12 protein-coding genes are annotated in these 12,375 nt (G+C 62.8%); 8 read left to right on the forward strand and 4 right to left on the reverse strand.

The features are described 5' to 3' along the window. The first annotated feature begins 235 nt into the window (after positions 1 to 235). Genes KZO83_RS10780 through KZO83_RS10795 form a run of 4 tightly spaced genes read left to right on the forward strand, consistent with a single transcriptional unit; the run spans position 236 to position 3,039 of the window. The gene (locus tag KZO83_RS10780; RefSeq protein WP_246894977.1) at positions 236 to 376 is read left to right on the forward strand and encodes a hypothetical protein; all 141 of its coding nucleotides are present in this window, start codon (positions 236 to 238) and stop codon (positions 374 to 376) included. Beyond that, positions 373 to 1,116, forward strand: coding sequence for a metal ABC transporter ATP-binding protein (locus KZO83_RS10785; RefSeq protein ID WP_247620819.1), 744 nt, complete (start codon positions 373 to 375; stop codon positions 1,114 to 1,116). Before KZO83_RS10780 ends, KZO83_RS10785 begins: the two co-directional genes overlap by 4 nt. Then, a complete protein-coding gene (locus KZO83_RS10790; protein WP_075370309.1) occupies positions 1,101 to 2,015 on the forward strand; it encodes a metal ABC transporter permease in 915 nt (304 codons plus the stop codon). Before KZO83_RS10785 ends, KZO83_RS10790 begins: the two co-directional genes overlap by 16 nt. 46 nt (positions 2,016 to 2,061) lie before the next feature. Beyond that, positions 2,062 to 3,039, forward strand: coding sequence for a metal ABC transporter substrate-binding protein (locus tag KZO83_RS10795; protein WP_075370308.1), 978 nt, complete (start codon positions 2,062 to 2,064; stop codon positions 3,037 to 3,039). A gap of 72 nt (positions 3,040 to 3,111) precedes the next feature. Here the strand turns inward: KZO83_RS10795 and KZO83_RS10800 are convergent, their stop codons facing one another. The 3 genes from KZO83_RS10800 to gloA form a co-directional block, all read right to left on the reverse strand. Then, positions 3,112 to 4,080 carry an ABC transporter substrate-binding protein gene (locus tag KZO83_RS10800; protein WP_075370307.1) on the reverse strand — a complete coding sequence of 323 codons (969 nt, stop codon included), beginning with the start codon at positions 4,078 to 4,080 and terminating at the stop codon, positions 3,112 to 3,114. Between the two features lie 109 nt (positions 4,081 to 4,189). Continuing rightward, entirely contained in the window at positions 4,190 to 5,845 is a 1,656-nt protein-coding gene (locus tag KZO83_RS10805) for an OpgD/OpgG family glucan biosynthesis protein (RefSeq protein ID WP_272493597.1), read from the reverse strand. Between the two features lie 191 nt (positions 5,846 to 6,036). After that, a complete protein-coding gene (gene gloA, locus KZO83_RS10810) occupies positions 6,037 to 6,570 on the reverse strand; it encodes a lactoylglutathione lyase (RefSeq protein WP_075370306.1) in 534 nt (177 codons plus the stop codon). Positions 6,571 to 6,775: 205 nt separating this feature from the next. On the opposite strand from gloA, the gene KZO83_RS10815 reads away from it, so the two are divergent. Genes KZO83_RS10815 through KZO83_RS10825 form a run of 3 tightly spaced genes read left to right on the forward strand, consistent with a single transcriptional unit; the run spans position 6,776 to position 10,041 of the window. Next, positions 6,776 to 8,875 carry an FUSC family protein gene (locus tag KZO83_RS10815; protein WP_247620820.1) on the forward strand — a complete coding sequence of 700 codons (2,100 nt, stop codon included), beginning with the start codon at positions 6,776 to 6,778 and terminating at the stop codon, positions 8,873 to 8,875. Next, positions 8,865 to 9,092: a DUF1656 domain-containing protein gene (locus KZO83_RS10820; protein WP_247620821.1), complete on the forward strand. Its 228-nt coding sequence runs from the start codon at positions 8,865 to 8,867 to the stop codon at positions 9,090 to 9,092. Before KZO83_RS10815 ends, KZO83_RS10820 begins: the two co-directional genes overlap by 11 nt. Positions 9,093 to 9,096: 4 nt before the next feature. Next, the gene (locus tag KZO83_RS10825; RefSeq protein ID WP_247620822.1) at positions 9,097 to 10,041 is read left to right on the forward strand and encodes an efflux RND transporter periplasmic adaptor subunit; all 945 of its coding nucleotides are present in this window, start codon (positions 9,097 to 9,099) and stop codon (positions 10,039 to 10,041) included. 46 nt (positions 10,042 to 10,087) lie between these two features. On the opposite strand, the gene KZO83_RS10830 is transcribed toward KZO83_RS10825, so the two are convergent. After that, entirely contained in the window at positions 10,088 to 11,428 is a 1,341-nt protein-coding gene (locus tag KZO83_RS10830; RefSeq protein WP_247620823.1) for an MFS transporter, read from the reverse strand. A 154-nt stretch (positions 11,429 to 11,582) separates the two neighbouring features. On the opposite strand from KZO83_RS10830, the gene nfsA reads away from it, so the two are divergent. Continuing rightward, the gene (nfsA, locus tag KZO83_RS10835) at positions 11,583 to 12,314 is read left to right on the forward strand and encodes an oxygen-insensitive NADPH nitroreductase (protein ID WP_247620824.1); all 732 of its coding nucleotides are present in this window, start codon (positions 11,583 to 11,585) and stop codon (positions 12,312 to 12,314) included. Positions 12,315 to 12,375: the final 61 nt, after the last annotated feature.

Here is a 12,375-nt window from a genome sequence, read left to right on the forward strand (position 1 = left end):
CAGGCAAGGTTTGCGTTCACGGCAGCAGACGCACGACTCGGCACGCCGCTTCTACTAGCTTAGAAGCAATACGGAAAAGTGCCGTTTATTGAACAGGCGTATAAAGAAAACAATTCTTTATGCCTCAGTCAAGCCTTGTGCGTGCTGACCCAGCAGCTCGGGGAAGGAGCATGAGCACAGTACTTGGCAAAACTTTTGTTATATTATAACCTCTCCGACATTCAAAGGAGTCGTCATGCCACACCGTCACCGCCCGGATGGGCCTTGTCATTTTTCACTGATGTCGATGGGCGCGGGACGCCGCGTTCTATTAGCGCTTTTGCCACTAGGGTTGTTGTGGTTGGCCGTGGCGTGGGCCATGGGAGCCTTTGCATGAGTCGCTTGAGCCTCGAAACGCTGACCCTCGCCCAGGGCGGACGGACGGTGCTGGAGAACATCAGCGGGACGTTCGAGGACGGCGCGATCACCGCGCTGGTGGGGGCCAATGGCGCCGGCAAGAGCACCTTGATTCAAGCCATCATGGGATTGCTACCGCCACTCAGCGGGAAGGTCAGTTGTGGCGTACCCAAGGAACGCCGCGCGTGGTTACCGCAGCAACTGGCGCTGGATTTGACCTTTCCGATGAGTGTCGAAGAGTTGATGCTCAGTGGCTGCTGGCCCACTCATGGCACCTTCAAGCGCTACGGACCGCAGGATTACCGGCGCATGCACACTATCATGCAGCGCCTGGGCTTGAGCGGCCTGGCGCATCGCCCCTTGGGCGAGCTTTCCGGTGGCCAACGCCAGCGCGCCTTGCTTGGCCGCACCTTGATGCAGGAGGCGGAATTGCTGCTCCTCGACGAGCCGTTCGCCAACGTCGATACGCATACCGTGGAAATCCTCTGCGACACCCTACGCGAGATGGCCAGTGCTGGCGCCACGGTGATCGTGGTTTTGCATGACATGGAACAGTTGGCGCAGTTGGCCAATTGCGTCTTGTTGCTGGCTGGTGGACACGGCCAGTGGGTCGAACCCGAGACGCTGCTCGAACGCCATCATGCACCGGCGCGTCGCCATGCCCATGCGCCCTTTATTTCTCTGAATTTGCCGGATGTCCCGCCATGCTCGACCTATTGACCACGCTGGATGCGTGGCTCGTCGCCCCGCTGACCGACTACGCTTTCATGCGCCGCGCCCTGGTCGGCGGTTTGGCGCTGTCGTTGGCCGCCCCCCCGCTGGGCGTGTTCCTGATGCTGCGCGGCATGAGCTTGGTGGGCGACGCCATGGCCCACGCGGTACTACCAGGCGTGGCATTGGGCTTCGTGCTGGCGGGCTTCTCGCTGCCGGCGATGAGCCTCGGCGGCCTGGTCGCGGGCTTGCTGGTGGCCGGTCTGGCGGGCAGCGTGTCGCGCATGACCGGCCACCGCGAAGACTCAGCGATGGCCAGTTTCTACCTGATTTCGCTGGCGCTGGGGGTGATGCTGGTCTCGCTGCGCGGTAGTAGCGTCGATCTCACCCACGTGCTGTTCGGCTCGATCCTTGCCATCGATGACACCGCATTATGGCTGATCGCCTCGGTGGCCAGCGCCACCCTGCTGGTCATGGCACTGATCTTTCGTGTGCTGGTGGTCGAATGCCTCGATCCGCTCTTCCTGCGCGGCCAGGGCATTCGTGGCGGCCTGGTACACGGCGTCTTCCTGGGACTGATGGTGCTCAACCTGACGGCTGGGTTTCAGACGCTGGGTACGCTAATGGCGGTGGGACTGATGATGCTGCCCGCCACCACGGCACGCTTCTGGTCGCAACGGCTCGAGGGCTTGATCGGACTGGCGATCCTCATCGCCATGGTCTCAAGCACCGGCGGCTTGCTGGTCTCGTACCACCTGGGCCTGCCCTCCGGCCCGTGCATCATCCTGGTCGCCGGCATTGCCTATCTCGCCTCGGCGCTGTGCGGTCGCCACGGCAGCCTGCTGGAACGTGTACGCCGTCGCGCCACGCCATTGGAAACAGACGAGAACACTTGCACGCCATCCTGAGCGCCTTACGCCCGACCGGCTTATTTATCGACAAGAGGGAATCTGCATGTCCAAGTCTTTGATGTTACTGCTCGGCGCCGCCGCTCTGACGCTTTCCAGCGCGGCGCGTGCCGAGGCGCCGCTGAACGTCGTCGCCAGCTTCAGTATTCTCGGCGACATGGTCGAAAACGTCGGCGGCGAGCATGTCGATGTCACCACGCTGGTCGGCCCGGATGGCGACGCCCACGTCTTCTCCCCCAGCCCCACCGACGCACGCGCCGTCGGTGAGGCGGACCTGTTCCTCGTCAACGGCCTGCATTTCGAAGGCTGGCTGGATCGCCTGGTGGAAGCCAGCGGTTACGAGGGACCGGTTGTCATCGCCAGCCGGGGCATCGACGCCCTGAGCTTCGATGAAGAGCGTGAAGAGCACTCTTCCGATCATGAAGGTCACGACCATGACCACGCCGCAGATAACGATCATGACCATGACCACAGTGAGCATGCGGGCCACGACCACGGTCCGGAAGACCCGCACGCCTGGCAGGATCTGCAAAACGGCAAGCAGTACGTGGCCAACATCCGCGACGCACTCGTCGCTGCAGACCCCGAACACGCTGCTGACTATCGCCGTAATGCCGCGCAATACGTCGAGGCCATGGAGACGCTGGATGCCGAGGTCCATCGGCGGATCGACGCGATTCCCGAGGCCAATCGCGTGCTTATCACCAACCACGATGCCTTCGGCTATTTCGCCAACGCCTATGGGCTGGACGTGCTCTCGCCGGTAGGACTCTCTACCGCCGCAGAGCCCAGCGCCGCCGACATGGCCAAGCTGATCCAGCAGATTCAGAAACGCGACGTCAAAGCGCTATTTCTGGAAAACATGACCAATCCGGCACTTCTCGAGCAACTCGCGGACGAAACCGGCGTCGCCATCGGCGGCACGCTCTACGCCGGCGCCCTGGCCAGCGACGGCGAGGCCAGCACTTACCTCGGCATGTTCCAACACAACGTCGATAAGTTGACGCAAGCCCTCGACGACTGAGCCCCTCCGGAAAACGACAAAGGGCGGTGCCTTGGCACCGCCCTTTTGCGTGTCGCATTTTGTCATGCGTGATTAAAGATCGAACGCTTCTTTCACCACCGGCCAGGCAGGCTCGCCGTCGCGGGTGGTGACGCCATCCAGGAAGCCTTCCACCTTATCGGCGTTGTCGCGCATCCAGGCGATGGCGGCTTCGTCCTTGGGCATTTCGTCCTGATCGTAGCGGCGGATCATGTCGCTCTGATCGTCGGCGGTGAAGTCCAACTGATCGAGCAACTTGGTGGCGTTGGGGTGCGCCTCGGAGAATTCCTTCGTGACCAAGGTGCGCACATCGCTGCGGCCGCCGTCTTCACCCCATAGATCTTTGGGGTCATCAAGGTAGGCGAGATCATACTTGATGTTCATCCAATGCGGCGTCCAACCGGCGAAGACGATCCATTCCTGGTTGTTGATAGCGCTATCGGCGGCGCCCAGCATGCCCGGCGTGGAGGTCTCGGAAAGTTCCCAGTCGCCCAGGCCGTAAGTATCGCTGTCGACGCCGGCGTTGAGCTGTTCGCTCATACCCGTGCCGGTCTCGATGGAATACACCGTGCGGCCGAAACGCTCAGCGTTTTCCGGCGTGTCGAGATCCTCGGCGGAGGTCACGCCGGCCTCGGCCACATAACGCGGCACCGCGAAGCCGATGCGCGCGCCGTCGACGTTATTGCCCAGATCAACCAAAGTGCCTTTTTCCATGGCGGTGTCGTACATGCCTTGTTGCGCTGGCAACCAGCCCGCCAGGAAGGCGTCGAGCTCATTTTCGTTGAGCGCTTGATAGGTGATGGTGGTACCGAGTTGTTCTTGCTGTGGCTTGTAGCCCAGCGTCTCGAGTAGTTGCGCAGCGAGTTCGGTCTTCACCGTGACACCTGGCCACGGCGGCACCGAAAAGCGCACCTCGGTAGTATCGTCCTGGGCCTGCGCCATTCCAAGCGGAGCGGCGGCCAGACAAGCGCCGAGCAGCACGGCGCGCGTACCGCGAGAGACCAGAGAGGGTGATGCGTTCATGCCAGCCCTCCTTACCTAATAGGTTTTTATTGGGAACGCGCAGCATGATAACACTGTTTTATGTGAGTGCGATTTCTAGACGATCGCCCCTCTCGGTGGCCTCGAACGATCAGTCATCGAGCGGATGCGGCGGGTGCTCGCGCTGATCCGGGGGTGGCGGGAAGTACTGATAGAGCCAAGTTTCGCTCAGGGTGTCGCCGTCGCCTTCAAGGACCATTCTCATGTCGATGGGATCGACCGAATCCTCCGTGGGATACCAGTCGAAAATCACGCGGATACCCTCGAACTCTTCGACCTGAAAAATCTGAATGTCGCTCGTCTTGCCGCGCGATACTTTCAACTGCGCCATGATCGGGGGCCCATTCTTGGCAATACGCAGGATATCGCCGCCAATGTAATCCACCGAAAAGCGCCGCGCCCACTCCTCGGGATAATGTTCCCCCGGGGCCCAGCCTTCAGTGAAGCCACCCATGCCACTGCGCGTCTCGCGGATACGCGCTAGATCCGTGGTCACCGGCGGCCTCGCATTCCAATAAAGACGGTACGTGAAGTTCAGTGAATCCCCCGGCTCGACGGCTTCGCGGGGCTTCCAGAAGGCCACCACGTTATCCATGGTTTCACCGGTGGTGGGAATCTCCATCAACTGGATTTCGCCCTTGCCCCAGTCATTGCGTGGCTCGACCCAAAGGCTGGGACGCTCGTGGTAATTGCCGATCACGTCTTCGTAGGCCTCGAAATCGCGCTCGGTCTGCAACAACCCGAAGCCCTTGGGTGACTCGTCGGCGAAGGCGTTGTACTGCAAGACCGGCGGATTGTTGAGCGGTCGACATACCCATTCACCGTTACCCCGCCACATCGTCAAACGGTCGGAATCGTGAATCTGCGGATGAATGGTGTCGCACATACGCCGCTGGTGGGTGCCGCAGCTGAACATGCTGGTCATCGGGGCGATCCCCAGCTGTTCGATAGCCTCACGCGGATAGAGGTGTTTGTCGATCTCCATGACCACGCGCTCTTCCTCACAGTGAATGACGAAGCGATAGGCACCGGCCACCTTGGGCGAGTCGAGCAGAGCATAGGCGGTAAAGGTGGTGCTGTCCGGGGCCGGCGTCTCAAGCCAGAAGCGTGTGTAGGTGGGGAATTCTTCCTTCGTCGACTCAGCGAACGTGTTGACCGCCAGCCCGCGTGCCGAAATACCGTATTGGTAGGTGTCATCCACGGCACGGAAATAACTGGCGCCGAGAAAAGAGACGATATCGCGCTCGGTGAGCGAAGGCGCTTTGAAGACGCGGAAACCGGCAAAACCCAGCGTCTCTTCGTCCTCGAACTGAGAGACGTCGACGTCTGCCTTGCCATAGCGGAACAGTGACGGGTCGAAGTGGATCTCGCGGGCCTGGCGCGAGTCCGGGTCGAGGGCGTACATGCGCACGGGTTGATTGAAGCCCATGCCGACGTGGAAGAACTGCACGTCGAGCTTGCCATCCAGGTCATGCCACAGCGAGTGCCCGGCATCGTAGCCGATGGCGTTGTAATCCTGCGGGGTCATATTCGCGAGCGTAGGGGGCAACTCGCGTACGTTGTTTTGATAGCTGGAATTGGCCATTTCCTTGGCCAGGCGCTGCAACCATTCGAAGCTGAAGTCGCTGGGCTCGCCATCGGCGATCTCGGGCATGTCGCGCGTCGCCGCCAGCAGCGGCGCGGCGGGCAGTCCATAAAAGGCCGCCAAGGCCAGCGAGCGCTTGAGTAAGGTCCGTCGATCCATCATAGGGCTTCTCTACCAAGAAGGTGGGAGTTCCTTGCCAAACACCTTCATCAGACGTTACCCGAGGCAAACGGTTCCCGCATCAAGCGCCTCTTGCGTACTTTCAACGTAATATCTCCGCCATCCACATTCCTTAGCATATAAAAAACCCGATGCGTTGGCATCGGGTTTTCAGGTTCATGCGACCGCGTGGCTTACTGCCCCAAGCCTTTGGAAAGCTCAGGCTGAACGACCTCGATCCAATAGCCATCGGGGTCTTTAACGAAGGCAACGTCCTTCATCTTGCCGTCTTCCGGGCGCTTCTTGAATTCGACCTGGTTGGCGTCGAACCACGCCACCGCAGCGGGAAGATCCGGCACCGAGAAGCAGATATGCCCGAAACCCTGGGGCTCGGCGTTACCGTCGTGGTAGGCGAAACCTTCCTGGTCTTCGGTGCCCCAATTGTGGGTCAGCTCGAGAATGCCCTTCTGCGCGAAGGTATAGGCGTTGCGCTCGGCCGGATCCTCCGGCACGTCCTCGTCATCGCCGAGATTGGCGAGGAAGTAGAGCGTGAACTGCATTTCCGGGAAGTCGAGCTTGCGCAGCACGCGCATGCCGAAGACCCGCGAATAGAAGGCCAGCGAGCGCTCAGGGTCCTTCACCCGCAGCATGGTGTGATTGAAGCGAAAGCCCTGCGTTTCGGCCGACGGCGTCTGCACGCCGGGATACTGTTCGCCTTGGAAGCTCATGGCGTCCTCCTGATCGCGGGAATATGAGTCGGTGTCTGATTAGGAAGAAAGATGAGGGCGCTGGATGAAATTTCCAGGGGGCGCCGGCTACCGTGAGCCTGACCCATTAGACAAATGTTGCACGGACTGAGATAATTCGCAGACTAATATTTATCTGACTTTTTCCCTGATCGCCTCGGCCGCTCGGCCGGGGCCGGATATCGTTATGCTGCGCATTTCCACCGATCATTGGCTATTGGCGTTACGCACGGTACTGGCCGTCTGGCTGGCACTGTTCCTGGCGTTGCGGCTGGACTTGTACCAGCCCGCCTGGGCCATCCTCGCGGTGATGATCGTCACCCTGCAGCCGGTAATGTTCACCGGCGGCACGCCGCCCATCGGCATCATCATCGGGCGTGGCGTGGCACGCTTCTTCGGCACCCTGTTCGGCGCCATCGCCGGCTTGGTACTGATCGCGTTCTTCGGCCAGCAGCCGATGTTATATCTGCTGTTCTCCGGCGCCTGGCTGGCGTTCTGCATGTATTGGGTGATGCTCGAGCAGGACGAATACCTGGGCTACGTGATGATGCTCAGCGGGTATACCGCCACGCTGGTGTCGTTGACCGCCCTCGGCACGGGAGTCGAGGACATCTGGACCATCGCGCTGGGGCGCTTTACGGAAACCGCACTGGGCATCGGCTGCGGCGTCTTGATGCACCTGCTCATCGCACCGCGTTTCGGGAGCCGGGCGCTCCCCGAGGCGCTCTCCGGATTCCTGAAACGCGCCGCCGAGGAAACCCTGGCCACCCTGGAAAGCCCACGCCCCCGCGCGACGCAGGATGCACGCCTCAAAACATTGCTCGGCGACTATCAGCAGTTCGAGAAGCTACGCGGTCTCACCCGCCTGGAAACCCGGCGCTTGAGTCGTTTCATTCCCGCGCTGGACCGTTTCGCCAGTGACAGCCTGGCGCTGATCACCGCCATCCGCGAGCTGGAAACCGCCCTCGACTACCTGCGCGCCTGTGAGGACGGCGAGCACTGGCTGGCGCAATTGAACGCGCATGCCGCGCCGCTACTCGCCATCATCGCCGAACAGCCGGCCGGCGAGCCGCAGGAAAAACTCACGCTGCCGGATTTCGAGTGGGACCCGGACCGCGTGAGCCCCCGCAGCCGCGTGCGCGCCGAGCTGGTCCGCCAACGTCTCGGGGAGGTGCTCGGCCTGCTCCAGCACGGCCGGCGCCTGCGCCATGCACTGAACGACCCGGCCTCGGCCAAGGTGCACACCTTGCCGCGAGAAAAGCGTACCCGCACCACGCACAACGAGCACTTCGTCGCCCGCTTCAACGCCCTGCGCGTCTTCGTCGCCTTCGAGTTGCTGGGCCTGTTCTGGATACACAGCGGTTGGCACTCCGGCTATCTCGCCATGATGCTGCTGGGGGTGTTCACCATGCTGTTCGCCAAGGCGCCCAATCCCGCCGCCGTGGTCTATCAGTTTCTGTGGGGCACGCTCGCCGCCGTCACCCTGGGCGCGGTCTTGCTGTTTCTGGTCCTGCCGGTGATCAACGGGTTCCCGCTTCTGGCCATCGCCATCGGCATACCCGTCATGGTCGGCACGCTCCTCACGCCTCATCCGCGCTGGGCGGCCATGGGGCTCTCCGGCGCCATCACGCTGATGACGCTGCTGAACCTGCACAGCACCTACACCTTCTCGCCCACGACCTACATCAACGGCGGTCTCGCCTCGGTGATCGGCACCACCACGGCGATGTTCACCTATGCACTGATGCGCCAGCGCTCGCCCGCCGAGCGTATCCGCACCCTGCTCGGCGCCTATTGGCAAGGCGTGGCGCGCTTGATGCGCGAGCCCGCGTTACCCAATCGGGCGCGTCTGGAGAGCCGTCTCTACGACCGGCTAGGGCGCATCGTCGCTTTAGGCGGTACGGATGACACGCTGCGCGAGGCGCTCGACCTGCACGCCCTCGCCTTGTGCGTGTGGCGCATCCGGCGGCTGCGCGAGGATCTCGCGCCGCATCGCCGGGAGCTCGAGGCCTGGCTGGACGATATCGGCCAGCGCCTGGTCGCGCGGCGACACCACTCGCCCGAGGTCTGGCACGAGCTTTCCGATCAGGCCCGCGACTGGGTCGATCGCTTTTATCACGCTCCCCAGCTCTCCGTCGCCACGGCGGGGGAAATCGCCATGCTGGGGCATCTCATGCGTGAGGCGCCCGGCGTCACGTTGGAGGCCCAAGCCGACGACGCGCCCCAAACCGCCTCGCACGACCGCCACGAGGCGCCCATCCGGCAGGAGACGCCACATGTTCGCTGAATGGACGTTTCTCGGTTTTCTGATACCGCCACTGGCCGTTCCCGTCGTCGTCACGCTCGGCCTCTATCTACTGCTGCGGCGCGTGTTCACGCGCCTGGGTGTCTATCACTGGTTCTGGCAACCGGTGCTCGTGGACATCGCACTCTACGCCCTGTTGCTGTGGTCGGTACTCGCCCTCGCCGGTGCCTTGCCGATCGCCCACTCACAAGAAGGATGACGCCATGACGCTCTCCCCGCGCGCACGCCGATACGTGCGCCCGCTGCTGACCCTGGCGATACTCGCGCTCGCCGTGATCGCCATCGCGCAGATATGGAATCACTACATGCACGACCCCTGGACGCGCGACGGCCGCGTCCGGGCCGATGTTATCAATCTCGGTACCGACGTCTCAGGGCTGGTCGAAAACCTGCAGGTCGGGGACAACGACTTCGTGCATGCCGGCGACGTGCTGTTCACCATCGACAAGCAGCGCTACGCGTTGGCGCTGTCCGAGGCCCGCGCCAACCTCAACAACCTCGAGCAGCAACGCGCGGAAGCCAAGGCCGCCAACGCCCGGCGTCAGAAGCTCGGCGACTACGCTTCGCAGGAAGATCGCGACGACGCACGCTTCGCCTACTCTGGCGCCCAGGCTCAGGTCGAGCAGGCCGAGGTCGCGGTCGAACAGGCCCAGCTCGACCTCGAACGCGCCACCGTGCGCGCCCCGGTCGACGGTTATGTCACCAACCTGCTGCTGCGCCCCGGCGAGTACGTCTCGGCCGGCGAAGACGCCGTCACCCTAGTCGATGCCGGCAGCTTTCATGTGACCGGCTACTTCGAGGAAACCAAGCTCGACGCCATCGGCATCGGTGCCCCGGCGCGCATCCAACTGCTCGCCAGCGACACGCCGCTCTGGGGCCATGTCGACAGCATCGCACGCGGCATTTCCGACAAGAGCCTCGACAGCCAAGGCAACGGCCTGGCGAACGTCAGCACCTCCTTCGACTGGGTCCGGCTCTCGCAGCGCATCCCCGTGCGCATCGCCCTCGACGAGGTTCCCGAGGACGTCCAACTCTCGGCCGGTCTCACCGCCACGGTCTACCTCAACGACACGCGTGACGAACACCGGCAAGCGCCGGACTGGCAGCGCTCCCTCACCCGCTGGTGGGAATCGCTGGTTAGTATTTGAGGCCTGCCCTGCCACCTATAGTGAGCTGATCTCGTCAGCGCGGCACTCAGCGGCCCGCTGACGTTTCATCATCGGTCTCGGCTTCCGGTTCCGCCTCCATTTCCAGCGCCAGTTCCAGTTGCCCTTCTTCCTGCGCGGCTTCTTCCGTCCAGGCCGTGCCCAGCGGCGTGGTGTCCGAGGCCACCATCACGTAGTGGCCCTGCTCGGGCGATTCGCTGGTGGGATAGTGACGAATGCAGTAAAGCCCGAACAGCACCATGACGATGTGCATGACGGCCAGGTCCCACAGGAAACCATCCGGCCCCAGCCATTCCATCAGCACCCCGGCGCTGGCCGGCCCCAGAATCGCGCCGATGCCCAACGCCAGGACGAGACTGGCACTGGCCGCCACGGTCTGCTGATCCGTGAGGAAGTCATTGGCGCAGGCCAGAAAGATCGAGTAGAGCGTGAGTGTCGTCGCGCCCAGCAGTGCGCCGAGCAGCGTCAATGCCATCGGCGACCAGCCGCTGACGAGGGCGCCGACCAGCGCCAGCACCACCGCGACCAGGGCAACGCCGACGATCACCCACTGGCGGTCGGCCTTGTCGGATAACTTGCCCAGCGGCCACTGCAATATCGCGCCACCGAAGATGAACGCACCCATGAAGACCGACACCTGGGCGACGCTCAAGCCGCTGTTGGTGGCGAACACCGCCCCCATGCCGAAGACAGCGCCATTGGTAATGCCGGTCATGAAGCAACCCACCGTGCCCAGCGGCGAGAGCCGGTACAACGCGCGCAGGCTCATCGTTTCGGGCTGACTGAGTTCGGGCTGCGGCGTGTAGCTGATCAAGATCGGCACTAGGGCGAGCGAGACCAGAATCGACACCAGCAGGAACAACGCCATGCCCGAGGGGTCGGCACTGCCCAGCAGCAGTTGCCCACCGCCCATACCGAGATAGCTGATCACCATGTAGATCGCCAGCAGGCGCCCGCGCAGCCGGTTGGAGGCATAACCGTTGAGCCAGCTTTCGGCGACAACGTAGAGCCCAGCGTACGTAAAGCCGGTGACGAAGCGCATGGCCGCCCACACCAGAGGCTCGACGAACAGGGCATGAATCAGGATCGCCACCGACGTGATCGACGCCAGCGCGGCGAAGACCCGCACGTGTCCGACCTCGCGCAGCTTGCGGGGTGTCAGCACCGAGCCGACCAGAAAGCCCACGAAGTAGGACGACATCACCAGCCCCGTGACCGTGTTGCCGAAATCCGCCGCCGAGGCCCGCACCCCGAGCAGCGAGCCCTGCAGGCCATTGCCCATCATCAGAAGCCCCACGCCGAGCAGCAGCGTCCATAGGCTCCAGGCGGCGGACAAGGTGGTAGGGCGGCGAGCAGTCGTCGCATTCATCGCATCGATCCATGGCCAGTGAAATAATATCGCTACCTCAGGATAATCCTCCTTGCTGGCGGGGAACATGGCGCCGCCATTCCCAGTTGCACAGAGCCGCCGGTATGCAGTAAACTAATTAGCAAGCTAATAAATCAATTCAGTACGAGGCTACATGAATCCCGTCATCGAACTGCTCAACGCCCACCGCTCGATCCGCCGCTTCACCGATCGCAAGATCGCGCCTGAATTGCTGCGGGAACTCATCCAGGCCGGTCAGAGCGCCGCGACGTCCAGCCATGTTCAGGCCTACAGCGTCATCCACGTGAAGAATTCGGCCAATCGCGAAACCCTCGCCGAACTGGCGGGTGGGCAGGACTACATCGCCACCTGTTCTGACTTTCTGGTGTTCTGCGCCGACATGAAGCGCCCCGCCGAGGCCGCCGAGCGCGCCGGCGCCGATGCCACCCGCGGCATGACCGAACAGTTGCTGGTCGCCAGCGTGGACACCGCACTCATGGCGCAGAACGTCGTCGTGGCCGCCGAGTCCGAAGGGCTGGGCATCTGCTACATCGGTGGCATTCGCAATAACCCGCAAGCCGTGAGCGACCTGCTGCGCCTGCCCGAGCACGTCTACCCGGTCTTCGGCCTGTGCCTCGGGTATCCGGATCAGACCCCGGAGGTCAAGCCGCGCCTGCCGGTCGAGGCCATCCTCAAGGAAGACTACTACCGCGACGATCAGGCCCAGGTCGACGCCTTCGACGCTTCCATGCGCGAGTACTACCAAGCGCGCAGCAACACGCAAAAAGACACCACCTGGTCGCAGAACCTCACCCCACTGTTCGAGCACAAGGTGCGCCCGCACATGCGCGACTTCCTTGTCTCGCGCGGTTTCGAGATGAAATGAATGACGGCCGCGCCCGCCCCCGCGTGAGACGGGCGGGCGCAACGGTCATCGGCGACTGCCT

It is taken from the genome of Chromohalobacter moromii, from assembly GCF_023091865.1.
GTDB lineage: Bacteria > Pseudomonadota > Gammaproteobacteria > Pseudomonadales > Halomonadaceae > Chromohalobacter > Chromohalobacter moromii.

Excerpts from the sequence above, each read along its gene's own strand:
- KZO83_RS10800 (WP_075370307.1), bottom strand. The coding sequence starts at position 4,080 with ATGAACGCATCACCCTCTCTGGTCTCTCGCGGTACGCGCGCCGTGCTG.
- KZO83_RS10830 (WP_247620823.1), bottom strand. The coding sequence starts at position 11,428 with ATGAATGCGACGACTGCTCGCCGCCCTACCACCTTGTCCGCCGCCTGG.
- KZO83_RS10795 (WP_075370308.1), top strand. The coding sequence starts at position 2,062 with ATGTCCAAGTCTTTGATGTTACTGCTCGGCGCCGCCGCTCTGACGCTT.
- KZO83_RS10815 (WP_247620820.1), top strand. The coding sequence starts at position 6,776 with ATGCTGCGCATTTCCACCGATCATTGGCTATTGGCGTTACGCACGGTA.
- gloA (WP_075370306.1), bottom strand. The coding sequence starts at position 6,570 with ATGAGCTTCCAAGGCGAACAGTATCCCGGCGTGCAGACGCCGTCGGCC.
- nfsA (WP_247620824.1), top strand. The coding sequence starts at position 11,583 with ATGAATCCCGTCATCGAACTGCTCAACGCCCACCGCTCGATCCGCCGC.
- KZO83_RS10780 (WP_246894977.1), top strand. The coding sequence starts at position 236 with ATGCCACACCGTCACCGCCCGGATGGGCCTTGTCATTTTTCACTGATG.
- KZO83_RS10790 (WP_075370309.1), top strand. The coding sequence starts at position 1,101 with ATGCTCGACCTATTGACCACGCTGGATGCGTGGCTCGTCGCCCCGCTG.
- KZO83_RS10785 (WP_247620819.1), top strand. The coding sequence starts at position 373 with ATGAGTCGCTTGAGCCTCGAAACGCTGACCCTCGCCCAGGGCGGACGG.
- KZO83_RS10805 (WP_272493597.1), bottom strand. The coding sequence starts at position 5,845 with ATGATGGATCGACGGACCTTACTCAAGCGCTCGCTGGCCTTGGCGGCC.
- KZO83_RS10825 (WP_247620822.1), top strand. The coding sequence starts at position 9,097 with ATGACGCTCTCCCCGCGCGCACGCCGATACGTGCGCCCGCTGCTGACC.
- KZO83_RS10820 (WP_247620821.1), top strand. The coding sequence starts at position 8,865 with ATGTTCGCTGAATGGACGTTTCTCGGTTTTCTGATACCGCCACTGGCC.